The sequence below is a fragment of the Paraburkholderia sp. FW306-2-2C-D06C genome (genome assembly GCF_058781505.1).
The window spans coordinates 76,002-99,042 of sequence record NZ_JBYSWU010000026.1 but is presented as its reverse complement, the minus strand read 5'-3'; the positions used below and the strand labels follow the sequence as shown (position 1 = coordinate 99,042).

The 23,041-nt window shown below is 61.1% G+C and carries 21 protein-coding genes and 4 pseudogenes; 11 read left to right on the top strand and 14 right to left on the bottom strand.

What is annotated here, in order from left to right; translation table 11 throughout:
* Nucleotides 1-78: 78 nt before the first annotated feature.
* Nucleotides 79-488: pseudogene (locus AC3WLT_RS20680) on the top strand (transposase); the annotation flags it as partial.
* Nucleotides 489-766: 278 nt separating this feature from the next.
* Here AC3WLT_RS20680 and AC3WLT_RS20675 read toward each other — a convergent pair.
* Nucleotides 767-2,914 (bottom strand): hypothetical protein, encoded by a 2,148-nt coding sequence (locus AC3WLT_RS20675; protein WP_492593545.1) that lies wholly within the window; start codon nt 2,912-2,914, stop codon nt 767-769.
* 406 nt (nt 2,915-3,320) lie between these two features.
* On the opposite strand from AC3WLT_RS20675, the pseudogene tnpA reads away from it, so the two are divergent.
* From tnpA to AC3WLT_RS20650, 5 genes and pseudogenes are all read left to right on the top strand, one after another.
* Nucleotides 3,321-3,791 (top strand): annotated as a pseudogene (gene tnpA, locus AC3WLT_RS20670) (IS66-like element accessory protein TnpA).
* Nucleotides 3,791-4,144, top strand: coding sequence for an IS66 family insertion sequence element accessory protein TnpB (gene tnpB / locus AC3WLT_RS20665; protein WP_492593544.1), 354 nt, complete (start codon nt 3,791-3,793; stop codon nt 4,142-4,144). The pseudogene tnpA and the gene tnpB overlap by 1 nt, the downstream one beginning before the upstream one ends.
* A gap of 92 nt (nt 4,145-4,236) precedes the next feature.
* Nucleotides 4,237-5,832 (top strand): IS66 family transposase, encoded by a 1,596-nt coding sequence (tnpC, locus tag AC3WLT_RS20660; protein WP_492593549.1) that lies wholly within the window; start codon nt 4,237-4,239, stop codon nt 5,830-5,832.
* Between the two features lie 119 nt (nt 5,833-5,951).
* On the top strand, nt 5,952-6,563 hold the full coding sequence (locus AC3WLT_RS20655; protein ID WP_492593543.1) for a plasmid pRiA4b ORF-3 family protein: 612 nt from the start codon (nt 5,952-5,954) through the stop codon (nt 6,561-6,563).
* Nucleotides 6,564-7,428: 865 nt separating this feature from the next.
* A complete protein-coding gene (locus tag AC3WLT_RS20650) occupies nt 7,429-8,757 on the top strand; it encodes a hypothetical protein (protein WP_492593542.1) in 1,329 nt (442 codons plus the stop codon).
* Between the two features lie 400 nt (nt 8,758-9,157).
* Here AC3WLT_RS20650 and AC3WLT_RS20645 read toward each other — a convergent pair whose 3' ends face one another.
* The 5 genes from AC3WLT_RS20645 to AC3WLT_RS20625 all read right to left on the bottom strand — a co-directional run bounded on the left by AC3WLT_RS20645 (nt 9,158) and on the right by AC3WLT_RS20625 (nt 13,565).
* Nucleotides 9,158-10,027, bottom strand: coding sequence for an SHOCT domain-containing protein (locus AC3WLT_RS20645; protein ID WP_492593541.1), 870 nt, complete (start codon nt 10,025-10,027; stop codon nt 9,158-9,160).
* A 382-nt stretch (nt 10,028-10,409) separates the two neighbouring features.
* Nucleotides 10,410-10,598, bottom strand: a complete 189-nt coding sequence (locus AC3WLT_RS20640; protein WP_172167244.1) for a hypothetical protein — start codon at nt 10,596-10,598, stop codon at nt 10,410-10,412.
* 122 nt (nt 10,599-10,720) lie between these two features.
* Nucleotides 10,721-11,131 (bottom strand): hypothetical protein, encoded by a 411-nt coding sequence (locus AC3WLT_RS20635; RefSeq protein ID WP_492593540.1) that lies wholly within the window; start codon nt 11,129-11,131, stop codon nt 10,721-10,723.
* Nucleotides 11,132-11,358: 227 nt separating this feature from the next.
* Nucleotides 11,359-13,122, bottom strand: a complete 1,764-nt coding sequence (locus AC3WLT_RS20630) for a SulP family inorganic anion transporter (RefSeq protein WP_492593539.1) — start codon at nt 13,120-13,122, stop codon at nt 11,359-11,361.
* Nucleotides 13,123-13,280: 158 nt separating this feature from the next.
* The gene (locus AC3WLT_RS20625) at nt 13,281-13,565 is read right to left on the bottom strand and encodes a hypothetical protein (protein ID WP_492593538.1); all 285 of its coding nucleotides are present in this window, start codon (nt 13,563-13,565) and stop codon (nt 13,281-13,283) included.
* 125 nt (nt 13,566-13,690) lie between these two features.
* Between AC3WLT_RS20625 and AC3WLT_RS20620 the strand changes: the two genes are divergently transcribed.
* The gene (locus AC3WLT_RS20620) at nt 13,691-13,894 is read left to right on the top strand and encodes a hypothetical protein (RefSeq protein ID WP_492593537.1); all 204 of its coding nucleotides are present in this window, start codon (nt 13,691-13,693) and stop codon (nt 13,892-13,894) included.
* A gap of 79 nt (nt 13,895-13,973) precedes the next feature.
* On the opposite strand, the gene AC3WLT_RS20615 is transcribed toward AC3WLT_RS20620, so the two are convergent.
* A complete protein-coding gene (locus tag AC3WLT_RS20615; RefSeq protein WP_492593536.1) occupies nt 13,974-14,495 on the bottom strand; it encodes a hypothetical protein in 522 nt (173 codons plus the stop codon).
* 302 nt (nt 14,496-14,797) lie between these two features.
* The gene (locus AC3WLT_RS20610) at nt 14,798-15,037 is read right to left on the bottom strand and encodes a hypothetical protein (protein WP_492593535.1); all 240 of its coding nucleotides are present in this window, start codon (nt 15,035-15,037) and stop codon (nt 14,798-14,800) included.
* Nucleotides 15,038-15,167: 130 nt separating this feature from the next.
* Here AC3WLT_RS20610 and AC3WLT_RS20605 point away from each other — a divergent pair.
* The 3 genes and pseudogenes from AC3WLT_RS20605 to AC3WLT_RS20595 form a co-directional block, all read left to right on the top strand.
* Nucleotides 15,168-15,362 (top strand): annotated as a pseudogene (locus AC3WLT_RS20605) (hypothetical protein); the annotation flags it as partial.
* A complete protein-coding gene (locus AC3WLT_RS20600; RefSeq protein ID WP_492593534.1) occupies nt 15,359-15,703 on the top strand; it encodes a DUF1488 family protein in 345 nt (114 codons plus the stop codon). The pseudogene AC3WLT_RS20605 and the gene AC3WLT_RS20600, both read left to right, overlap by 4 nt.
* A gap of 95 nt (nt 15,704-15,798) precedes the next feature.
* Nucleotides 15,799-16,356, top strand: coding sequence for a hypothetical protein (locus AC3WLT_RS20595; RefSeq protein ID WP_492593533.1), 558 nt, complete (start codon nt 15,799-15,801; stop codon nt 16,354-16,356).
* 156 nt (nt 16,357-16,512) lie between these two features.
* On the opposite strand, the gene AC3WLT_RS20590 is transcribed toward AC3WLT_RS20595, so the two are convergent.
* From AC3WLT_RS20590 to AC3WLT_RS20565, 6 genes and pseudogenes are all read right to left on the bottom strand, one after another.
* Nucleotides 16,513-16,854 carry a cytochrome C oxidase subunit IV family protein gene (locus tag AC3WLT_RS20590; protein WP_172167237.1) on the bottom strand — a complete coding sequence of 114 codons (342 nt, stop codon included), beginning with the start codon at nt 16,852-16,854 and terminating at the stop codon, nt 16,513-16,515.
* Nucleotides 16,855-16,862: 8 nt separating this feature from the next.
* Nucleotides 16,863-17,570 (bottom strand): heme-copper oxidase subunit III family protein, encoded by a 708-nt coding sequence (locus tag AC3WLT_RS20585; protein ID WP_492593532.1) that lies wholly within the window; start codon nt 17,568-17,570, stop codon nt 16,863-16,865.
* Nucleotides 17,567-18,178, bottom strand: a complete 612-nt coding sequence (locus tag AC3WLT_RS20580; RefSeq protein ID WP_492593531.1) for a cytochrome c oxidase subunit 3 — start codon at nt 18,176-18,178, stop codon at nt 17,567-17,569. Before AC3WLT_RS20580 ends, AC3WLT_RS20585 begins: the two co-directional genes overlap by 4 nt.
* Nucleotides 18,175-19,929: a cytochrome c oxidase subunit I gene (gene ctaD, locus AC3WLT_RS20575; protein ID WP_492593530.1), complete on the bottom strand. Its 1,755-nt coding sequence runs from the start codon at nt 19,927-19,929 to the stop codon at nt 18,175-18,177. Before ctaD ends, AC3WLT_RS20580 begins: the two co-directional genes overlap by 4 nt.
* Before the next feature lie 13 nt (nt 19,930-19,942).
* Nucleotides 19,943-21,091 carry a c-type cytochrome gene (locus tag AC3WLT_RS20570; protein WP_492593529.1) on the bottom strand — a complete coding sequence of 383 codons (1,149 nt, stop codon included), beginning with the start codon at nt 21,089-21,091 and terminating at the stop codon, nt 19,943-19,945.
* Nucleotides 21,092-21,392: 301 nt separating this feature from the next.
* Nucleotides 21,393-21,667 (bottom strand): annotated as a pseudogene (locus AC3WLT_RS20565) (transposase); the annotation flags it as partial.
* Between the two features lie 130 nt (nt 21,668-21,797).
* On the opposite strand from AC3WLT_RS20565, the gene AC3WLT_RS20560 reads away from it, so the two are divergent.
* Entirely contained in the window at nt 21,798-22,307 is a 510-nt protein-coding gene (locus tag AC3WLT_RS20560) for a DUF1269 domain-containing protein (protein WP_492593528.1), read from the top strand.
* The last annotated feature ends 734 nt before the right edge of the window (nt 22,308-23,041 follow it).

Here is a 23,041-nt window from a genome sequence, read left to right as displayed (position 1 = left end):
AAAATCGATCCCGTTCGCTAGCAGCCAAGCCTCTCGCGCGTCAACGTCAATCGTGACGGTACTCATCGAGTGCTTACGCTCTATCTGAAGCACGCGTACAACGAGAGCGATGAGTCGGTGTGCGAACGCTGGGCGGAGAACGTCTACTTCCAGTTTTTCTGCGGCGAGGAGTACTTTCAGTCGCGCCCGCCGTGCGATCCGACCAACCTGGTGCGCTTTCGGCAAGCCTTGGGCGAAGCCGGTGTCGAGGAGTTATTGGCGACGACGATCGTGGCCGCCGTGCAGATGAAGACGGTGACGCCGGCCAAATTCGAGCGGGTCATCGTTGATGCGACGGTGCAGCAGAAGGCCGTCGCGTATCCGGCCGACAGTCGTTTGCTGGAGGTGGCCCGAGCCAAGCTCGTGCGGCTCGCGCGCAGCGCGCCGGGCTGGGGCTCAAGCAAACGGACGAACGCGAAGGCAAACGCCTGCGCGGCCGTGTCCCGCGCGCAAGCAAAATCGAATTTTGCAGGTCGGACTCCGTAAGGCTTTGCGGGTCGCTGGCGTACGTTTTCGTCCGAATCCTGAAGGCACCCGTTTACGCCTGTCCAGACCGAGCCCCTTGGGCGAAATGAACATGCGCAAAAACGTTGCACAAATGCAACCACGACTCGGCACGAACGGAATATCGCCGCTTGACACCGCTTCCCTAGATGACGAAAAACAGGGGGCATCTCACTTCCTCCGATTTTTCCGGCGTGATCTGTCCATTCGAAACAGCGAAGAACTATTGGAGACTCACCACTACCAGCGAGTATTGCTTAAGGCTCAGGGCAAAACTGACAGTGTTGCCGGTCGCGGAAAACGCTACCGGCTGGAGTGCCGCGGTGCTGTTGTCCGGCGAACTGATATTCACGGCACTTATAGTCTTGCCGGCCGGTTGCGTCAGATATACGTTAAAACTCGCAGGTAACACTTGGAACGTACCGTTGGCTGTGAAGGTGAAGTTCGTAAAATGCAGGAGGATTTCACTTCCCAACTGGTTTGCTTCCAGATGGATCCGACGGTCGGCGTCAGTGGTGACTACCGGTGCGATGCTGCTCAAGAGCGAACCAATTATTTTATTGTAATCGCCCTGCCCGCCATTAATCAGGTACTGCTTGCCAGGAAGATCGGAAAAGTAATAGACCCAGCCAGATCCGAACGCATGCTTCTGACTGGCTGGCGGCGCGGTTCCCTGATTGAAGCCAAGCGCATCGGCCAGGGCATAGTTGGAGCGGGCATCCCCGAATTCGTTGAGGCCAGTGGGGTTCGGGCCGGTGATGATGATCGTGCCGCCAGCCGTGACGAACTGCCTGATAATGGCGGCTTCATTATCCGAGACGGCTTCCAGATCGGGCAGCAGCAATACCTTGTAACCGGTGAGATCGCCTGCACTGAAAGTCGGGCTTGTCAGTACCGAGAAAGGGATATGCGCGTGCACGAGTGCTTTGACCGTGCCCCGATACTCGCCGAGCCATTGTTGCTGGTAGCAACTATCGGTATCGGCGGTGCTCCACCACGCCGCGGCTGCACTGGGCTGCGTCGTGGTGCAAAACAGCCCATTGCCGATAGTAGGATTCACATAATCGCGAGATGCGCTGGAGTGGTAAAGCGCGACATTGGCCAGCGAGGTGGCATCAAAGAGCCTGGCGCTATTCGTATTGACGAACGCATACATGCGCGTACGCATGGCAGCACCCACGCCAACGGTCTTCCCGGGCACCTGAACCTCATAGGGGTTGCACCCGGCTGCCAGTAACTCAGCCATGACCTGGACGGCATCGTCCTCCTGCCATCCGTAACTGAAGGCCCAGGCCGGCTTACCAGCGCTCGCCGCCTTCGCATACTTGTACATTGCGATCAGGCATATCCAGTCATTCTCCTGCGAATAGCGCATCGCATCGCTGTTACTCAGCACATCGACTTCCCAGACCTGGGTTATGCCATCGGTTTTCCGCAAGTAGGCGCCATCCAGTCCGATCAGGGTGGCGTCATGGTAATCGCAGGTGACCGTCTCAACGAAGATTTGAATGGCGGGATTGACCGAACGCGCCGCAGCGGCGATATCCATCTGGAATTGGTTCAGATTCCGGTGGCGCCACTCGACCCAGCGCCTGAAACTGGAATCGTTCCAGTTTGGTGCGGACGGGAGATTGAGGCCGGTGTCCGCTTTAAAAGCCGCCGCCCCCCACGATGAGGCATCGCACCAGTCAACGGCGCCATTGAAATAGATCGGCACATCAGGCCAGATACCATCCGTGCCGGTCTGCACCAGCAGTTTGATGCGGTCCAGGTAAACTTGCCTCCAAGGGCCATTCGGACTCATCCAGGCACTTTCGTCGCCCGGATCCACCCAGAACACCAGGCTGCCATAGAACACATTCGCCCGGCCATCAAGTCCTACTTGCAGCCAATCGGGATGGGTCTTGTACATCGATGGGCCGTTCTCGCCACCCTTGCTGATCACTTCAAGTGACGGGTAATACCACACGACTTTCAACCCCGCCGAATGGACCATCTGATTGAAGCGTGTTGCATCTGCCATCGCTGCACTAAATTGAGTGTCATCGAGCCAATTGGACAGTTGAGTGTCGGTCTCCACCACACTCACGTTTTGCGCAACCAGATTCGTGACGATTCCCTGTAGTTCCGTATTGTCCGGGTTCTCACCGAAGGAGGCATCGGCAGCGCGCGCGTGCTGACTCCAATCGCTGAAGCCGCCTGCAGCAGCATTTCGCACAGTCACAGCCAAACCAGCAGGCGTGAATAGCGCTATCCGCGAAAGCGTCGGCACCGCCCTGCTCAAAAGCGCAACGCTACCGCTTTGCAGCGCCGCTTTGAGGAAGCGCCGGCGCGTCGACATCCAGTGGCTCGTGGTTTTGTCCGTCATCATGACCTCGTTTTCGTTTCAAAATGGAAAACCGTGGCGTCAGCAGAAGCTATCGCGCGGATTCGCGATGTCGCCATCCGCGAAAGGACGCGTCGTCATGTTTTCTTGTCTGAGAGGCAACACACGAGCACCAGGCGAATCGTGACGAGCCGTCCGCGGCAATGACTCGGGATACGATTCAGAGCAACAACTACGCCACACGTGCCTGACCGGCGACCATGTGGCCATCCTGTCGCCGGCAGAGGCGATAAAGGCACGAATCACGGAAAAAACGTTACGTCCTTGATACACGCCGCAGGCGAAGACCGAGTTGGCCGTTTTATTGTAAGCGCGCGATTTCGCACACCTAGCTTCCATTAGCGAGAAGGGCCACGATTGCGTCCGCAACCCTACTTTGCGGACGCAATCCATGACAGAAGATGACCTGAGCTTTTTGCCCTTGCGAGTGACCCGTGTTGGCGTCGGCGGCAAGCGAAGCTTTGACCCGATGGACAAGCGACGACTGGTTGAAGCCTGTCTGCGTCCGGGGGCTTCGCTATCGGGCCTCGCCCTTAAGGCCGGCGTGAATGCCAACCAGCTGCATAAGTGGGTTCGGGCGCGTGAACAGGGCGGTGCCCCGGTCAGGCACGACGCGCCGGTCGCACTGTCGGCGTTTGCGCCGGTCGTTACGATCGACGAGCCGACGCCGGTCATGGCGTGCGCGCCCGCACCCGCGTCGCAACGGGCCACCAGTGCCGAATAATCCTGCGCTGCGCCCCCGTCAACACGACCGGCACGGCTGACGGCTCACCTGCCCAACGGCGTGAACCTTGAGCTCGAATGTTCAGCAGGCGACGTTGCAATCATCAATGCCGTGGTCGTTGCATTGGGAGCACCTTGATGTTCCGCTTCGAGGCGGACCTGGCGGTCTTCCTGCATCGCGAACCGATCGACTTCCGGGCCGGCATCAATAGCCTCGTGACGCTCGTCGAGCAGTCCATGCAGCTCGACCCGTTTGCTCGCGCCGTCTTCGCCTTCCACAACCGCAAACGCAACCGGGTCAAACTGCTGTTCTACGATCGCAACGGTTTCTGGATGATGTTGAGGCGCCTCGAGGAAGACCACTTCGTATGGCCGCGCCGGCAGCAGACCGTCGTCAAGCTGACGAGCGAGCAGTTGCACTGGCTCCTGGAGGGTATCGACATTGATGCTGTACGCCGCCATCCGGTACGGTCGTACCGTCACGCCAGTTGAGCATCGGGGCCGCCCGTCAGCAATACTGTGCGGCCTGCCTGTTACAAATTCCCGTAAACCCATCGCGGGCGACACTTCGCTATCGTGGAGGCATGAACGGGGACGACTTCTCCCGATTGCCGCCGGCCGCCCAGGCCTATATCCGTGAGCTCGAGACACGCAACCGGCAGCTGGGCGAACGGATTACCCAGCTTGAAGAGCAGTTCCGTCTCGCGCAGAGCAGGCGCTTCGCCCCGAGCAGCGAGAAGCTCAAGGATCGCGTCTTCGACGAGGCCGAACAGATCGCCAGTACCGAGGCCGACGACATGGACGCCGACGCCACTGGCGACGCATTTGTGCTGCCCGACACGGGTCTGCCGGATGCGCCGGCACTCACGAGAAGCAAACCGGGACGTAAGCCGTTACCGGCGCACCTGCCGCGTCAGCGCATCGAATACGATCTGCCCGAAAGTGCGAAGGTATGTCCGTGCTGCGCGCACGCACTGCACCGCATGGGCGAAGAGGTCAGCGAACAGTTGCATATCGAAGTCAAGGCATCGGTGCTTCAGCACGTGCGCTTCAAATATGCATGCCGCCACTGCGAGCGTCACGCGGAGCACACGCCGGTGATCACGGCACCGATGCCCGCGCAGCCCTTGCCGGGCAGCAATGCGAGTGCGGCGATGATCGCCACGGTCACTGCGGGTAAATACGTTGACGGCACGCCGCTATACCGGATGGCCCATGCGCTGGCACGCGCGGACATCGAAGTCGGGCGCGGCACGCTGGCGAACTGGATCATCAGGCCTGCCGCGTTGCACTACAGCCGTCTGTACGAGGCACTGCGCAGAACACTGCTATCGCAGCAGTTGGTCCACGGCGACGAGACGACGGTACAGGTGCTCAAGGAGCCGGGCAGAGCCGCCCAGAGCACCTCGTATATGTGGGTGTATCGCAGCGCCGAAGGCTGCCCTGAGCCCGTCGTGTTGTTCGACTACCAACCGGGGCGCGGGCAGGACTATCCCCGGGCGTTCCTCGCCGGCTACAAAGGTCTGCTGATGACCGACGGGTATGCAGCCTGGCGGACGCTCGAAGGCCCGATGCACTTTGGTTGCCTGGCACACGCAGGGCGCGCCTTCGTGGATGCCCTCAAGGGCATGAAGAAACCAGGCGGTCGTGCCGCACACGGGCTGGAATACTTCAAGGCGCTTTACCAGGTAGAAACACTCGCAAAGGGCGATCTGCCCGAAGGTGAGGCGCGGGTCGATTACACCTTCCGGTTGCGTCAGCAGCACAGCGTGCCGCTGCTTGAGTCGTTGCAGAAATGGCTCGACGAACAGGCGCCGCAGATTCTTCCCGAGAACCTGCTGGGCAAAGCGATCTCATATACGCGCAACCAGTGGACATACCTCAGCCGCTATGTGAACGACGGACGCGCGCCAATCGATAACAACGTGATCGAGCGCGACATCCGGCCATTCTGCACGGGCAGATCCTCGTGGCTGTTCAGTGACACCGTTGCCGGTGCGAAGGCCAGCGCGATGATCTATAGCCTGGTGCTCACGTGCCGCGCGTGCAACGTCGAACCCTATGCCTATCTCTTGCATGTGCTCACCGAGCTGCCACAACGGCCGCCCGATGCAGACATCACGGATCTCCTCCCGTTCAACTTCGCGATACGACCCGCGTCGACGCAAACATCCGCCTGACGCAATCCGTGTCGGTTTCCGGACGGCGTACAGCATAGGTCCCGGCACCCAGCACGGCAGACGCAGTCGATTGCGACGCCAGGCGATAATCGAATCCTGCCTGCGCCCAATACGATGCTTTGCACGAATCCATGACCAAGTCCTACACCATCTACACACTTCATGCGCAGATCCGTGACATCGAACCGCCCGTCTGGCGACGGATCCACGTCGACGGCAACATCACCTTGCGCAAGCTGCATCACATCCTGCAAGCCGCCTTTGGGTGGACCGACTCGCATTTGCACGACTTCGAGATCGACGGGCGGATTTACGCGATGGGCGACAACGACAACATGCTCGATCTGTTTGCTGAAGATCCCGAAATGCTCGATGACCGCAAGGCGCGGTTATGCCGGATTGCATACCCGGGACACCGGTTCCTCTACCGATATGACTTTGGCGATGACTGGCATCATGACATTCACGTGGAAGAAGTCACTCAAACCGACCATCAGCCGCACAGCGAGGCGTGGATTGGTGCTGGAGAACGTGCCTGTCCGCCCGAGGACGTGGGTGGCACCTACGGATATGCCGAGATGTTGCGCGTTCTAAGTCTGGAGCCAGATAGCGACGAAGCGAAGCGTTATAGAACATGGGCGGGCGACGACTTCGATGCCGAACTGTTCGACCGACGGGCAGCCAACTCGACGCTGCTGCGCATGGCGTGGAACAACTGGGGCAAAAAGTAGACGGGCTTGCCCCTGTTCTCGCATCTGACGATCCGGTGTGCTTTAACTAGCGCTTACGAATGACCGGTATCGTGCGGCGCGAACAGGCGCGGGCGACTGGCAACAATTATCCGTATGGCGCCCTTGCATCTACGATAAAGCCGTAACTGGTCCAATCGAGAGTTACCCGTGCGATTGATTGCTGATATGAATTAAAAGCCAGCACCGTTTTTCGGGTGGTGTGGAGGCGGCGAAGGCGGCTAACTTGGCGGATCGCGCACAAGAAAATGACCTAGCCTATCTCAGGGGCCAGCGCTGGTCGCCGGCGTCGGGTTTCGGGTCTCGGGTCTTCTAATTTAATGCAGCAAACCAATAGAAGACGACATGTTGGATTTGCAGAGTAAAAAAATACGAAGCCTGAAAATGGGCTGGTTGCTAGCCAATCTCGCTAGCAACCAATAGGCGTTCGGAATAGTTTTGCGCCCCGTAATGGCGTATGGACCGTCGCTCGAACGCTAGTTGGATTCCGCAAAAAGAGTTGGCGTCGTTGCCGGAGAGCGCTTCACCTCTGTTGACGGCTACGAGTGGGCGAGCGTAAGCGCGAAATGCTCGAACTTTGAACGCTGATGGCCTCCGACTCTTCTACGTCTCACAGCGTTACCATTCGCGCCAACTCATCGCGGTCTTATACCCTAAACGTCATCGTCAGTAAGTGACTCAGAAGTCCCTGCTTACAACGTTCTGAGCATACCAGCCTTGCGACGTCCCAGGCATTCTTGAATTCTGACATCGTGGCGCTGGGCTCAGAGAGGAATCTCTTGCTGCAACACGGCCCGCTCGAACAAGTTCCGCCGCCGCGCCAGCCTACGCCATAAGGAGTGAAGTAATGAAAAAGGCACCGATGTGGATACGGCTCTTGCAGGTCGGCATTGCCCGCGCATGTCGAACATCGATATTTCGATTGTCGCATTGGCGCACGATCGTGCTCGCCCTTTCGATCAAGAGACGAGCCATGCCATACTTTTCTATATATCGCTTCGGTTGGGTTTTACTGGCCCTAACCCTTAATTTTTGGGCCGTTGTGGGCCATGCGCAGGCGGCTGGTCAGGAGGCTCGCTATCGTTATGTCTCACTCGACCAAATCGCGCTGCCAACTGGATTTACCTCGTTTTTCCCCAGCGCGATCCAGGACAGCGGTCGGGTTTACGGCACCCTATGTGATGCCGTGTGCGACGTTACCCAGTTCGCCTACTTCAAAGACGGGGAGTTGACCGTTCTTCCCCCCGTTCCTCCAGGCAGTTTCGCCGGCCCTGTCAACGCACGCGGCACTATTGGCGGTAGCATCCTAGTCGACCCCGTTAATTTCATCTTTCGCGCCGCCTTATTCCAAGGAGGCCTAGTCAAGCTCGTTCCGCCGCAGCCGGGAGAGGTGTCTGCCGGTGTCATCGCACTTAACGACAACGACACGGCTCTGGTGGAGTCAGACGATGCTTCAGGTGGACGAACCTTTGTGCTTTACCGCGGCGGCACGGCGACGCCGATCAACTTCGGGCAGAGCATTACAAATCCCTTTTTTTCGTTTACAGGAAATTGTAGGTGCATAAACAATAACGTAATCATCGAGGGAATCGAGGGCCCTGGTATCTTCAATGGAGCTCGGGGCTTCCGTTTCGACTCACGCAACGGCAACGCCACGATCCTCAATCCGTTTCCGGGGGATCCAACTGAAACGCTAGCCTGGGGCCAGGCTATTGACCAAGACGGCGATGTTCTCGGCTACTCGTTCACCCTCGGATCGCCTTACCATGAGCGCGTAGGGGTATGGGGGCTCAACGGCGTCTTTTATACCTACTTTGTCGAGACCGACTCAAGCAATCGCTTGCTCTTCAATGACAACAAGCTGATCGTCATCACGCAAATTTTTAGTTCCAGTATCAGTTACATTGTGCCCCGACCTGGCGTGCGCTTGAATTTGGCCGATCTGGTCGTCAATTTTCCTGTGGGGCAAGACCTGTCTTTTATCATGGACTTGAACAATCACGGAGATATGATTGGATCGAGTTCCACGGGCGCCAACTTTCTACTGCAGCGTCTTGACGCGGGGGCCCTGCAGGCCTTCGCGACTCCTGTAGTGAATAATGCGCGGCGCGCTATCCCTCCGGTGGTCGCGATCATGCGCAATCGATTACTGCCGCCATTAAAGCAGTTGAAATAATCTTGCCCTGGTCAGCGCGTTGGCCACAATTGCTTCGTTGTCGATTCACCCACTTCAATTGAAGGCGTTCGCATGACAGGCTGAAACGAGTCGGCTCCGGTGTTGGGGGCCGCTCGTAAGCGGCCACTCGTGGAGCGCGGGACGCGATTGGGTGCAGATGACTGCAAGGGCCGCCGAGTACGAGGCAGCCGACATGACAGCACGGATGGCCGCTGTGCATTGGAAGCGGCCGTCGTGCTAGCGCAGCCGCGTATGACCGGAGAGGGCCGATTTTGGACCTACAGGAACAAGTCGAGTCGCTTCTTACTGAGCAATCAACCGGGCGATGTGCCCGTCCCTGTGTGAGCGTTTCAGCCAAGTAGAAATCGTGCCCCGGGTGCGCTGCGCGATGACGGGACGCTCACAAACGGCTCAGCAGTTCCGCCTTCTTGGCGGCAAACTCCTCATCGCTGAGAATCCCCTTCGCGTGCAGTTGGGCGAGCTTCTCTATGGTGGCGAACACGTCCGCCTCGCGGGCGACCGACGGAGTGCTGACAGGCTCCTCCTGCACCGGCGGCGACGCCGGCTGCGGAACCCCACCGACCGAGACAACCGCCAGGCTGGCGACAGCAACCAAGCCGTGCTGGCTCGCAAATGTGAGGGACGCGCCGCGGGACTGCTGCTGTGAGAAGCCGCTGATCTGGTGATCGAGCGTATCGTAAACCGTCACCTTGCCGTTCACTTCGATCGCCAGGCGCCGGGGCTGTGCGAAGTAGGCATAGCGGACGTCGTTCTGTGCGCCGGTGCTGTTGGGCCGCCCCAGATCAGCGGGCCACCAGTCGCCAGAGGTGCCGGGGACGGGCGGAACGAACAGACTCACCGGTCCGACCGGTCCGGCTGCAGTCTCCTGCTGGTTGCTGCCACCGTAACCAGCGCTCTGCTGTTGTTGCTGGCCGCCGCCGTCGTTGCCCTGCTGCTGAGTACCCTGGCTCTGCGACTGGAAGCTGCCGCTGCGAATAAGGTCGGGCTGATTTGCCATCAGGCGGGAAAGCTCGAAACAGAGCCCATCGACCCGGTCTTTCAGGTAGTTGTTGAACATGTCGGAGACCATGGTCATTCCCCCCTGCATCCACTGGCCGGAGCCACCAAATTCGGGGTGATTGAACTGGGCCATGCTGCCGTTACCGCGAATCACAGACTCCAGCATGCTCATCACGGCATCCGTGCTGAACCCATGTCGCTGGGCTACTTCTTCGATCAATTGCTGGCCGGCGGGGGTGAGTTTTCGCATGGTGATCCACTCATAGTTTCTTCCGACAAATTTAAACCGCAGCGCCGCCTGCTCGGTGCCCGACGGGGCAATTCAGCGAGGATCGCGAAAATTAGGCAACGTGGCTGGGGAACAGTTCAGTGCACCGGTGCCATCGCAGCAGCGAATTTCGAAGTATTCGCAAGCCACGTAGATCGCGCCTGCGGACAGGGAGAAAGAGGTTCGCATCGCCTTCCAATGTCGACTCGCGGCGCGCGAGATTCTGGCGCAATATAAGGGTGCGGTAACCGTCGACGAAGACGGAGGCAGGCGTGGCAAACTCCACTAGGGTCGAGCTGTTTTGTCGGTTATTCCTTGGTCTCTTTGTGGGCTTTTTTTGCATAACAGCCGCCCTATTCGTGCGTTACATGTCGGCGAACCAGCTGCCGCAAGTAACCGTCGTGCAGTTGAAAAGCGCATCACAAGCCTTGTCGGGAAGCGCCCCGGCAGTCCCATTCTCATCCGCTTCCCAATACCAACCGACAACGCCTTCGCTAGATACTGAGGAAAAGACACTCATTGCGTCGTCGGCCTCCACTATCGTGACGTTCATCGTGGCTGCGGTGACTAACTTCCTAAGCTGGCGGAAGGACAAGACGAAGGCGACCAAAGAAATGCGGGACGCGTCCCGCTAGTTCCTCGAACTGGAGAGGATGCGACTCGACCCGCGCGCCGTCAGCCGTGCGACTTGGTACGCATGCCGCCCACGCCGACCTTGCCACGCCCGACACGGCCGGTTTTGCTATGCGCCGAACTGCCAGGGCGCAGCTTCTTCCTGGAGACGGCCGTGAACGTCACATGATCTGCAGGGTAGTAAGTCGCCCTGTGCACCGCTGCGTGATAGGCCGGATGGACCGGGTTGAGGGCGAGCTTGACAGTTTTCACGCCGTAAAATTTTCCACTGCCCTTGATTGCGTCCCCCAGCGGAACCGACAGCGATTTGCCACACGGCGCAGGGGCGTTCCCGGACCCGATCTGGTCGAACCAGGCGTCCGCGCGCACGACCGCATACTTGACGCCGTTGACGGTGACATATGCCGCTTTCTCGCCGAACTCGTAGTTGGGATCCTTGACTTCGATTGCCATCGATGGACACCTCCTCGGACGATACCGACACTAATAGTTTAGTGCCAGCGCCGCGATCGACGCCGTTCACCACACGCCGCCGTTTCATGAAGTTACCGCAAGTAGATGTCGGTTCATCAAGGCGAGCCACGGGGTATGGCGTGGCGCCCACCGACGGCCGCACAAAACATCGCCGTTGAGCGTCTCACTTGTGCGGAGCAGGCCTGTGCGGTCACCGTGCGGCACGCCTACGCCTCATCCTCCCAGTCGTGCCAACCGACCGGATGCGACTCCAGATAGCGGTTCACCGCCTGCCCGACAGTAGGAAAGAAGTGTTGCTCGCCGATCATCTCGAACAGGCCGTAATGCTTCAGGCTGTCCTTCACAGGCCCCTTCAGCTCCGCGAAGCATAGCGTCACGTTCAAGGCAAGCAGTTCGTCATGGAGTCGGGCGAGCGAATTGGCGGCGCTGAGGTCAACGTCTGTCACCGGCTCAGCTGCGATCACGATCCACGCGGTTTTCGTCGGCGCTTCGCGCACTGCCTGCAGCATGCGCTCGCGAAAAATCTCCGTGTTTGCGAAGAAAAGCGGCGCATCCCATCGCAGCAGGACGAGCCCGGGAATGCGGCGGGCTTCCGGATGGCGGGCGGCATCGTGATAGCCCTTCATCTGATCGACGCGACCAAGCACAGCGGAATACGGACGCCACCCGCGCCACAGGAAGCCGAGAACCGCGAGCGCAAGCGCAACGCCGATGCCGTTCACGACCCCGATCATCGCGACGCCGACCAGACAAACGATCGATTGCACGAACTCGCTCGGCCTGAGTCGATAAAGCCGCCACATGCCGCGCACCTCGAGCAGCCCGAGACAGGCGGCGATAACGACCGCGGCAAGTGCTGCCTGCGGTGTGTTACGCAGTGCCTGTGGAGTGAACAGCAACAGCCCCGCGACGATCAACGCGGCGACGACACCCGTCGCCTGCGTCTTCGCCCCCGCCGCCTCCGCGACCGGTGTGCGCGAACCGCTCGCGCTCACGGCGAACCCATGCGCGATGCCCGCCGCGATGTTCGCGAGCCCAAGCGCGACGAATTCCTGGTTGCGATTGACTGCTTCCCCGCTGCGCGCCTCATAGGTGCGCGACAGGATGCTGATATCGGTGAACGAAACGAGCGCGACGGCGGCAGCACCGCCGAGAAGCGCCGCCCATTCGTTGAGTGCGAGCGCCGGAGTGCGCAGCGCCGGCAGCCCTTGCGGCACGTTGCCGACGACCGCAATCCCGAAGCGCTTTGCGAGATCCAGCGCGGCGACCGCTACTGACGCACCCGCGACCGCAATGAGCACGCCGGGCACCTTTGGCAAGTAGCGCCTGCAGCCCAGGATCACGACGAGCGCCGCGACGCCGATCGTAACGGCCAGTTCATTGGTCTTGCCCGCGACTACGCCGCTCACGAGTTCGCGCACCTGCTGCAGGAATGAAGCGCCGTGCACCTGGAAGCCCAGCAACTTGGGTGTTTGTCCGAGTACGATCGTCAGCACGATGCCGTTGAGATAGCCGTAGCGGATCGGCAACGACAGCAGTTCGGTGACGAAGCCCAGCTTAAGCATGCCGACCACCATGCAGATTGCGCCGGACAGTAGAGCAAGGCCGCCCGCGAGGGCAAGCGCGTGCTCCGTATTGCCGTGCGCAAGCGGCGCGACGCTCGCGGCGATCAGCGCGACCAGCGCGGAGTCCGGACCCAGTACGAGGATCCGGCTCGGGCCGAAAAGGGCGTAGGCAAGCAGCGCCGCGAACGATGCATAGAGCCCGGATACGGCGGGCAAACCGGCGGCTTCCGCGTAGGCCATTCCCGCAGGCACGAGGACGGCGCTCAGGCTGAGGCCCGCGATCGCGTCGTGGGGCAGCCATGCAAGCCGGTAGTTCCGTGCCACAGCAAGCCCGTTGACCCAGCGCGATACGATACGCCCGGCGTGATTCGATGGCCGCTCGGGCTTACTGGTGTCTGGTTTCACGGGGCAGCGCAGGTCGAACCAGAGCGGCTGGTGATCGGAAATGCGGGTCGCAGTGATCCACCCCGCAACCGCGAAGCACGGCTTCGGGTCCCCGGCTAGGAAAATGAAATCGGATGCGAACGGTTCGTCGAGCCATTGCTGATGATCGCATGAACCGATCAGCGCGGTTGGGTTGGAAGCTGCATCACGCCGAGTGGTTGCAGATCAACGACATTCACGGCGATGCGTCGCGGCACCACCGATCGAATCGCGCGTGTCGCGGTCCACGGCCATCCTGTAGCAAAAAAGTAGGAACTTCCGCGAACCGCGCCTTGTCCACGAAGCTCGCGGCCGCCTGATCGGGCGGCACGAACCGCGAGGAGGACGTATCGATGGAAAAAGGACGTGTTGCCGCGCTCGACGGCGGCCGGGCGCTCGCGATCGTCGGTGTCGTTGCAGTACACCTGTCGTTCCAGTTTCCCAATCGGGCGACGATGCTCGCGGGGCGTACATCCGTCGCTGTGCCGACGCGCTGGGCCGCGAAAGCTACGGTATCTACCTGTGGCACTTCATCTGCGTCTACGCGACGTTGCACTTTTTCGAGGGCGTGTTCGGGCAGAGCGGCCGGGAGACGTCGCTCGTGCTCTTCGTCGCGACGGTGCTGGCGGTGCTCGCCGCGTCGTATGTGCTCTCACGCGTCTCCGACCGGATGATTCAGGGACGCGCGACGCGTCTATCGCGCAGCATCCTCGCACATGTCGACCGGCGCTTTCACCGGAGTGGCCGAGCATGACGATCTCGACGAGGTGCTCATGTTGTTGCGCGGCGAGCCTTATCTGCTCTGGAGACCGGTCGATCAGCACGGCACCGGACTACGACGGGCCGCCCGCGTCCGCCTTGACCCTGCGGGATGTGTTGCGCTCCAGTCTCATGTACAGGTTCGCCGTCACGATACCGAAGACGATGTGAACGAACAGGCTGGCCCAGTTGCGCGCTTCTGCGAACCACGGAAAAAACCGTGTCATGCCGTAGAAATTAATCAGGTAAACGGCTGCAGCGAAAGCGCCACCCGCCAGTGAAGCCATCCCCATGCTCGAGTCAAGGTTGAATGACGTCATGATCAGACCGAGGATAAGCGCCAATACGATGGCAAGGGCAAAATGCACCACAAAGGCCGCGAGCACGATGCCAATTGAGAATGCTTGCGGCGATTGCAATGCGCCTCGTCCCAGCATGATCGCGGCGACCATGCGTGGGGGCTCCAGCAGACTTCCGCCCGTCGTCAGTGCCATCAGGATAACCCCTAACGCCAGGAACACAGCGCCTGCGATGACGCCTGCCAGCACGGCTGCCCGCCAGTCGGGCTGGCCGTGTGTGAAATGATGGGAATCCATGTGAAGTTGCACAATTTCTCTCCCGATTGATTCGGATAATTCATTCTAGTCCTCCAGCTCGCGAGACTGATAGCGCCGCATGGCTATCGCCACCCCGACGGATGATCCTCGTTCTGGCGACGACGTGGCGTGATGAACTGTACGTGCAAGAGACCCTTGAGGCACGTCAGTTGCTGAGAGGTAGGAGGGTTGTCCGCGGCAGACCTGTCAGCGGATCGATAATTAATCTTTTAGCTCGCAGTGGAGTCCGCGTTCGATTGCCCGCGGGTCGGTCGTGGCAGCCATCGTTGTAGGTGGAAGTTTCAGGCGGGAGGCGCGGGTTGCGCCGGTGTCTCGCTGGAAGCAATGGCGGTGCCCGGCGCGCGTACCGTGCGCCGCGGGATGCGGCCGACGGCGTCGACGACGCCGACATTGAACCAGATCGAATCGACGACCCATTGGCCGCCGACGATGACGGCCTCGACGAGGACCCGACGGGTCACTAAAGACCCTGCCCGCCCGGCAAACGGCGCGTCGCTTTCCGCGCGCTTCTGTGTGGGCATATTTTTTGCGGACTAAGTAGGGAGACGAAGGAAACATGCGGTGTCAGGGGCCCGCTCCCTGCATCGACGTTGAAGGCGAAAACGCATGGCTAACAGGCTGAATGGCTACAAGGTGGCGGTGCTCGCCGTCGACGGCTTCGACGCGGTCGTTCTGCCAGGCGGTGTGGTGAACGGCGACACGATCCGGTTGCTGCCGCAGGCCCAGGCTTTCGTCAAGGCCGACGATGCGCAATTGAAGGCCGCAGCCACGCACGCGTTGCCGACCATCAAACGTCACCTCGCGAGGGCGCAGCAATTCGCTGGCGCAATGAAGGGTTCGCCATGAGTGCGATGCCGCTGCGGCCAGCCTATGAGGATTCCCTTATGCACATCACTTTTCCCGACGACCAGCCGGTCTTCGACGGCGCGAATCTGACAGTGCGCTTTACGGCGCGCGTCGACGGCGAGCCGGTTGAATGCGCAATTACCGCCGAGGCGCTGGAAGATCATTTCGGCGGCCATTCCGCGCTGGAATCCGCCTTAATGGCTGCTTTCGACAACGGCCGCAATCGTATCCGTTCGGTTTGCGCGGAAGCGATCGACCAGAACGGCGGCAAAGGCGTAGTGTTACATAGCGGACTGTTCAGAGTGGACGGCATGGAACCCGATCGCGGCACCACGGCATAGTCCCGGCGCGTGCCACCGCATGCACCTGTGCCTCGGCGCGGGTGAGGTGGGGCGGCATAGTCTGCAACCGCTAGTCAACGATGGAAGGAGGCCACATGTCACTCATCGTCGCAGCACGCTTTACGACATTCCCCGCCGCTGAAGACGCGGCGCAACGGCTCTTCAATGCCGGTTTCGTCGAGGAGGACGTCACACTGTTTTTCGTCAATCCGCCCGGCCAGCACGCACGTTTTCGGCCCGGCGGCGATACCAGCGCCGACGCAAACGCGAGGGAGGCGCCGAAGGGTGCCGAGATAGGCATCACGATTGGCGCAGCGGTTGGTGCCGTGGTCGGCGTCGGGATCTTCGCGGCGTTTTCGGCGCCGCTTATCGTGTCGCTGATCGCGGCCGGGGCGAGTGCGTATGTCGGTTCATTGGTCGGCGCGATGGTGCGCACGCGTGAAGCTGGCAACGAAGAAACCCGTGATTCCGGCGTGCTGGTGGCCGTACACGTGTCGCCGGACAGCCAGTTGGACGCTGCACGGGTGCTGCGCGATGCGGGAGGCGCGGCGATCGAACGCGCGACCGGCCGCTGGCAACAAGGGCGGTGGGCCGACTTCGATCCGCTCAGGCAGCCTGTGCCGCTCAACGAATTCAGTGAGAAGCACGCCTGATTTGAAGGTGTTTTTCGCTGAGATTTTCAGCGAGCCAGGAAACAAAAACGGCCCGGCATTTGTCGGGTCGTTTTGTATTCAGAGCGGTGCGTTCCAGGCACGCCCCATGCGGATAGATCCATGAACCCCGCTGCTGCGTGACGGTCGGCGAAGGGGTCAGTGGAAGAAGAGTTCCCGCATGCCGAAGGTGTGATGCGCTTCGGCAGCCATCAGCACAAGCAGCACCAGCAGGCACAGGGGCGGTATCAGGATGGCGTACACCAGCGCCAGCCGCTCCCACATCATGTGCATGAAAATCGACACGATCAGCCCGGCCTTGGCGATCATGAGCACGACGATCAGCGCCCAGCGCAGCAGGCCCTGCACGTGGAAGTAATCCACCATGTACGACATCGTGCTCAGTACGAACAGCAGGCCCCAGATCTTCAGGTAGATGCCGATCGGATGCTGCTGGCCGTGCGCGGCGTCGGGTCGATGGGCGGGATCGGTGTGGTCCATGGTCTGCCTCACCACAAATAGAACAGCGCAAAGATGAACACCCACACCAGGTCGACGAAGTGCCAGTACAAGCCGGCAATCTCGACGATCTGGAAGTTGCCGTGCTCGGTAAACCCCGGCTGCAGGATCTTGCGTGCGATCAGCAGCAGGTAGATCACACCGCAGCTCACGTGAAAGCCGTGGAACCCGGTGATCATGAAGAAGCACGCGCCAAACTGCGCCGCGCCCATCGGGTTGCCCCAGGGGCGGATACCTTCATGGAAGATCAGCTTGGTCCATTCGAAGGCCTGCATCGACACGAAGGTAGCGCCCAGCAGCGCGGTCGCCAGCAACAGTGCGGCGGCGCGTTTTGCGTTGCGCCGGTAGCCAAAGTTGACAGCCATTGCCATGGTGCCGCTGCTGCTGATCAGGGTGAACGTCATGATGGCGATCAGCAGCAAGGGCACATCCACGCCGCCCACAGTGAGCGCGAACACCTTGGAAGGGTCAGGCCACGGCACCGTGGTCGACATGCGCACCGTCATGTAGCCGATCAGGAAGCTGCTGAAGATGAAGGTGTCCGACAGCAGGAAGATCCACATCATCGCCTTGCCCCACGGCACCTTGAAGGCTTGGCGGTCGGCCGACCAGTCCGTGACGATGCCGCGCCAGCCGTCAGGCCCGGCGTCGGTGGGCGTGGTGGCAGCGGATTCGGTGGGGAGCGTGGGCGTGGTCATGGCGCGGCTCCATACAGCGGCCCGCAGATGGCGGCGACGAACCCAGGGGTGATCCACCACATCGCCGCCAGCAGCACGAGCCAGACAGCCAGCAGGAAATGCCAGTAGATGGCGCACAGCACGATGGCGCGCTGGGCTCGGAAGGGGTCCCCGCGCTGGAGACGCGCGATCGTCACCGCCCAGGCCACCAGCCCGCCCAGCACATGCAACCCGTGCAGGCCGGTGAGCAGGTAGAGGAAGCTATTGGAAGGATTGACGGTGACGGTCTGCCCTGCCGCCGACAGCATGCGCCAGACGGTCAGTTGTCCGATCACGAACACGGCCGCCAGCACACCGCTGGACACCAGCCACGCCGCGCGGTGTAGGGTCATCTGCCGGGCACGCTGCATGGCAATGCTTGCCAGCACCAGCGCGCCGGTGTTCCACCACAGCAGCGCCGGACGCGGGATCGGCTGCCAGTCGGGCTCGCGCATGCGCATTCCATAGGCGAGCAGCAGCAGTGAAAACAATGTCGTTGCCACCGCCATGAAGACGATCAGGCCGATGCGGCTCGCATTCGGCAAGACAGGTGGCGTGTCAGGAACGAAGGAGCGGGGCAGTGTGGTCATCCGCGTGCCTCGCCGGGTTGAAGTGCCGGGTGGGCCGGTTCAGGCGCCGTCGCAGGCGGCTGGTTTTGCGGGACGAAGTCTTCCTCGTGCCCCGGCGGGCTGTATTCGTACGCCCAGCGGTAGACGACGGGCGGCGCGGCGCCCCAGTTGCCATGCACTGGCGGCGTTTGCGGCGTCTGCCATTCCAGCGTGGTGGCCCGCCACGGGTTGCTGTCGGCACGCTTGCCGCGCACCAGGCTCCACGCCAGGTTGTACAAGAACAGCAACTGCGCCGCCCCAACGATCAGCGCGATGACGGTGATGAACGTGTTGAGCGTTTGCGCCGAAGGTGGAATGAAGCTGTAGCCCTCATACGCGTAATACCGCCGCGGCATGCCCAGGATGCCGAGATAGTGCATCGGGAAGTAGATCGCATAGGTGCCGAGGAAGGTGACCCAGAAGTGCACGCGCCCGAGCGTGTCGTTGAGCATGCGGCCCGTCACCTTCGGATACCAGTGGTAGATGCCGCCAAACACCACCAGGATCGGCGACACGGCCATCACCATATGGAAGTGCGCCACCACGAAGTACGTGTTCGACAGCGGAATGTCCACGCTCACGTTGCCGAGGTAGAGCCCGGTCAGCCCACCCAGGACGAAGGTGCTGATGAAGCCGATGGCAAACAGCATCGGCACGGTCAGGTGGATATCGCCGCGCCACAGCGTCAGCACCCAGTTGTAGACCTTGAGGGCGGTCGGGATGGCGATGATGAGCGTGGTGGTGGCAAAGAAGAAGCCGAAGTACGGATTCATGCCGGCGATGAACATGTGGTGCGCCCAGACCACGAAGCTCAGCACACCGATGATGATGATGGCCCACACCATCATCTTGTAGCCGAAGATGCTCTTGCGCGCGTGCGTGCTGATGAGGTCCGACACGATGCCAAAGGCCGGCAGCGCGACGATGTAGACCTCCGGATGCCCGAAGAACCAGAACAGGTGCTGGAACAGCAGCGGGCTGCCGCCGGCATGCTTGAGCGTCTGCCCCATCGACACCACGGCCGGTATGAAGAAGCTGGTGCCGAGTGTCCTGTCGAGCAGCATCATCACCGCCGACACGAACAGCGCCGGAAACGCCAGCAGCGCCATGATGGTCGCCATGAAGATGCCCCACACCGTGAGCGGCATGCGCATGAGCGTCATGCCGCGCGTGCGCGCCTGCAGCGTGGTGGTGACGTAATTCAAGCCGCCCATCGTTGTCGCGACGATGAAGATCGCCAGCGACACCAGCATCAACACGATGCCCCATTCCACGCCCGGCGTGCCCGGCAGGATGGCCTGGGGTGGATACAGCGTCCAGCCCGCGCCGGTCGGCCCGCCTGGCACGAAGAAGCTCGCCACTAGCACCAGCACGGCCAGCAGGTAGACCCAGTAGCTCAGCATGTTGAGAAACGGGAACACCATGTCGCGGGCGCCCAGCATCAGCGGGATCAGGTAGTTGCCGAAGCCGCCCAGAAACAGCGCCGTCAGCAGGTAGATCACCATGATCATCCCGTGCATGGTGACGAACTGGTAGTAGTGGTTGGCGTCGATGAAACTGAACTTGCCCGGAAAGCCGAGCTGCAACCGCATCAGGTCCGACAACACAAGGCCGACCAGGCCGATGGCGATGGCCGTCAGCGAATACTGCACGGCGATGACCTTGTGGTCCTGGCTCCAGACATAGCGGGTCCAGAAGCTTTGCGGGACGTGGTCGGTGTGCGCGTAGGACATTGCGTCTGCTCCGCTAGGGTTGGGCTGCGCTGCTGGCGGCCGGGCCGCCTTGCGATTCGATGTAGGTCACCAGCGCGGTCAGCTCCTGCTCGCTCAGGTCGAAGTTCGGCATGATGGGTGCGAAGCCCTTCACGACGCGGGCCTTCGGGTCGCGGATGAAGGCGCGCAGATAGGCTTCGTCCACCTTCGCGGTGCTGCCGTCGGCCATCGTTTCGGTCTTGCCGTACAGGCCCTTCCAGGTGGGGCCCACGCGCGGACTGCCGTCCACGGTATGGCAGGCGATGCAGCCCTTGGCCTCTGCGAGCGTCTTGCCCTGGTCAGCGAGCGCCTGGGCGCTGCCGCCTGCAGCGGCGGGTGCGGCCTGCACCTTGGCCTGCTGCCGCTGCGCGAACGTGCTCTGCTGCGCCAGCCAGCGCGAGAACGATGCTTCGTCTTCCACCACCACCACGCCGCGCATGTTGGCGTGCCCGATACCGCAAAGCTGCGCGCACAGGATGTCGTAACGCCCTGCCTTGGTCGGCGTGAACCAGAAGGTGGTCACCATGCCGGGCACTATGTTCATGCGCGCACGGAACGGCGGTACGTAGAAGTCGTGCAGCACGTCGCGCGACCGTGTCAGGACCAGGATCGGCCGGTTGAGCGGCAGGTGCACCTCGGGCGTCTCGATCAGGTAGTTGTCACGGCCGTTGGGGTCGCCGGGGTTCAGGCCGAAGGGGTTGTCGTTGCTGATGTAGCGCACGTCCGTCGTGCCCAGCTTGCCACCGGGGCCGGCAAAGCGGAAGCGCCATTGCCATTGCTGGGCGAACACTTCCATCTGCAGCACGTTGCGCGGCGGCCGTATGTAGTCCGCGTAGACGAAGAGCCCCGGTGCCAGCAATGCTGCCACGCCGACAGCGGTCAGGCCGATCAGCCACCATTCCAGCCGCTTGTTGTGCGGCTCGTAAGCAGCGCGATGACCCCTGCGGTGGCGGTAGCGCACCAGTGCGATCACGATGAACAGGTTGATCGCGATGAAAAACGCGCCGGTAATGACGATCGTGATCGTCAGCATGTCGTCCATGCGCACCCAGTTCGAGGCGATCGGCGTGATCCACCAGGGACTGGCAAAGTGAAACCCCACCGCCAATGCGATGATCAGGATCAGGGCAATCGCAAGCGACATAGGCCACCTCGCTGCGTGTCACTCGCTGGAGCCGCTAACAAAACGCTCCTGGCGTCGTTGTGCCGCCTTGCCGTACTTCGGTACTGTCTGCGCCGGCACGTCTATAGAGCAAAGGTAGTCCTCTCCTCTGCATCGTGCAAGGCAGCGCAAGGGGGAAGCGCGCCCCATATACGGATCGCGCGAATGGAGGAGTCACTTGCTGCGATGCAATGCAAAACGGCCGCCTCCAGCATTGGTTGCCGAGGCGGCCGTCTCCCGAGGGCGCCAGGTGTTTAGGGTCTGTTCACGTGTGCGACGTGCGCGCTGACCGCGCGACCGACATCAGCACGCACGCACGTCGCTCCGACAGCCCCCGTGCTTTCCCGTAGGCAGCCTGCTGGCGTCGGGCGGGCGCGCTCACCACTTTTTTGCGTTGATCTCTTTCATCACGTCCAGCTCGAGATCCCGCTCCGCCAGCATCTTCTTCAGCCGCGCATTCTCCTGCTCGAGCTGTTTGAGCCGCTTCACATCGGCAGCCTCCAGACTGCCGAAATGCTGCCGCCAGTTGTAGATCGTCTGCTCGCTGATCCCGTGCTTCCATTCTCTCAAGTTTCAGCTAGTCCGAAAATTCCAGGGCAGGTCACCTACGCCCCCTGATTGCCTGCGGCAGGCGTACGATAAACAGCATCGACCCGTTGGGGGAATGCTTGATTGATGGAGAGCCGACATGAGACGTCTTTATTTCCTCGTACCTGACACGACGACGGCGAAGGCGATGGTAGACGACTTGCTGCGGGCGCGGATCACATGGCGACATATCCATGTCCTCGCGAATCACAGTGTCGCACTCGAACAGTTACCCGAGGCATCCTTGCTGCAAAGCAGCGACGTCGTGCACGCGCTCGAACGCGGCGTGGCGCTCGGCGGTGCGACCGGCGCGCTTCTCGGCCTCGTGGCACTGGTGTTTCCTCCCGCGGAGCTCGCAATTGCGGGAGGAGCCGTCGTCGCATTGACGTTGGCAGGTGCCGGCTTCGGGGCCTGGACGGCCGCGATGATCGGCGTCGACGAACCGAATGCACGACTCGAGCGCTTTCGTGGCGCCATACGTGACGGCCAGCTCTTGATCATGGCCGACGTGCCTGGATCGCGCGAACAGGAGATCGAGCAGATGGTCGCGCAGCATTTTCCGAAGGCCGATCTCGAAGGCGCGGAGCCCACGACACCGATCTTCCCCTGAGAAGCAGTCGAGACGAGGCCATCGGCGCCCCCTTTGGGTCGACTGCAGCCGATTGCAGAAAGGCAGAGGCCGGCCAATCTGTGCCGAACGCATGAGGCAGTGATCGGCCAGTAGCGGTCAGTCGGCACGATCGCCCAAATTGCCGACACCTGGACCAGGACTACATGTGACTTCGAGTAGACATCGAAGAGCGGGCGTTTGTGTGATTTCGAACAGAGCAGTCATGCCATAGCACGTAGTGTCGCGCTTTTAGAAAGCCGTATGGTGGCGTTTCGAAAGCATCACTTTGGAGTTTTGAAAGCTGCTGCACGCGAGGGCGAGATTCGATTTCGTGCGCGACTCAGTACGCGTGAGATTGACGCACGTCGTCGCCCGAGGGCTGATCTTGCAGGGAGGTGGGTGCGCCGGCTTTTTTACGGGGGGGGGCGTGCCAGCCACGTTCCGCTATGGGGCATCCGTCAGCGGCGGCGCGCCATCCTTTGCACCCAAGATATGCATTGCTGATAAGGCGGACTCGCCTCGGTGATCGGGTCGATCGTGCTTGCAGCCAAGGTCCGGGAGAAGAACTATGAAAGCAGGCCGGCTTTTGGTGTCCTCGATTACAGGTGTTGCCTGCGCAAAGCTGGTGAGCGCGGCCACCGCCGTTGCCAGCAACCATCTCTTTGCAAGGGCCTATGGCCCCCAGCAATTCGGCCAGTTGCAGCTCGCGCTGGCACTCGCATTTGCATTCAGCA

What these genes read in the sequence shown, in the direction of transcription:
- AC3WLT_RS20675 (WP_492593545.1), bottom strand. Translation starts at nt 2,914, where the DNA reads ATGATGACGGACAAAACCACGAGCCACTGGATGTCGACGCGCCGGCGC.
- AC3WLT_RS20645 (WP_492593541.1), bottom strand. Translation starts at nt 10,027, where the DNA reads ATGCGAAAACTCACCCCCGCCGGCCAGCAATTGATCGAAGAAGTAGCC.
- AC3WLT_RS20570 (WP_492593529.1), bottom strand. Translation starts at nt 21,091, where the DNA reads ATGTCGCTTGCGATTGCCCTGATCCTGATCATCGCATTGGCGGTGGGG.
- ctaD (WP_492593530.1), bottom strand. Translation starts at nt 19,929, where the DNA reads ATGTCCTACGCGCACACCGACCACGTCCCGCAAAGCTTCTGGACCCGC.
- AC3WLT_RS20635 (WP_492593540.1), bottom strand. Translation starts at nt 11,131, where the DNA reads ATGGCAATCGAAGTCAAGGATCCCAACTACGAGTTCGGCGAGAAAGCG.
- AC3WLT_RS20590 (WP_172167237.1), bottom strand. Translation starts at nt 16,854, where the DNA reads ATGGACCACACCGATCCCGCCCATCGACCCGACGCCGCGCACGGCCAG.
- AC3WLT_RS20640 (WP_172167244.1), bottom strand. Translation starts at nt 10,598, where the DNA reads ATGAACGTCACGATAGTGGAGGCCGACGACGCAATGAGTGTCTTTTCC.
- tnpC (WP_492593549.1), top strand. Translation starts at nt 4,237, where the DNA reads ATGAACGGGGACGACTTCTCCCGATTGCCGCCGGCCGCCCAGGCCTAT.
- AC3WLT_RS20610 (WP_492593535.1), bottom strand. Translation starts at nt 15,037, where the DNA reads ATGCCCACACAGAAGCGCGCGGAAAGCGACGCGCCGTTTGCCGGGCGG.
- AC3WLT_RS20585 (WP_492593532.1), bottom strand. Translation starts at nt 17,570, where the DNA reads ATGACCACGCCCACGCTCCCCACCGAATCCGCTGCCACCACGCCCACC.
- AC3WLT_RS20615 (WP_492593536.1), bottom strand. Translation starts at nt 14,495, where the DNA reads ATGGATTCCCATCATTTCACACACGGCCAGCCCGACTGGCGGGCAGCC.
- AC3WLT_RS20600 (WP_492593534.1), top strand. Translation starts at nt 15,359, where the DNA reads ATGAGTGCGATGCCGCTGCGGCCAGCCTATGAGGATTCCCTTATGCAC.
- AC3WLT_RS20580 (WP_492593531.1), bottom strand. Translation starts at nt 18,178, where the DNA reads ATGACCACACTGCCCCGCTCCTTCGTTCCTGACACGCCACCTGTCTTG.
- AC3WLT_RS20595 (WP_492593533.1), top strand. Translation starts at nt 15,799, where the DNA reads ATGTCACTCATCGTCGCAGCACGCTTTACGACATTCCCCGCCGCTGAA.
- AC3WLT_RS20650 (WP_492593542.1), top strand. Translation starts at nt 7,429, where the DNA reads ATGAAAAAGGCACCGATGTGGATACGGCTCTTGCAGGTCGGCATTGCC.
- AC3WLT_RS20560 (WP_492593528.1), top strand. Translation starts at nt 21,798, where the DNA reads ATGAGACGTCTTTATTTCCTCGTACCTGACACGACGACGGCGAAGGCG.
- tnpB (WP_492593544.1), top strand. Translation starts at nt 3,791, where the DNA reads ATGTTCCGCTTCGAGGCGGACCTGGCGGTCTTCCTGCATCGCGAACCG.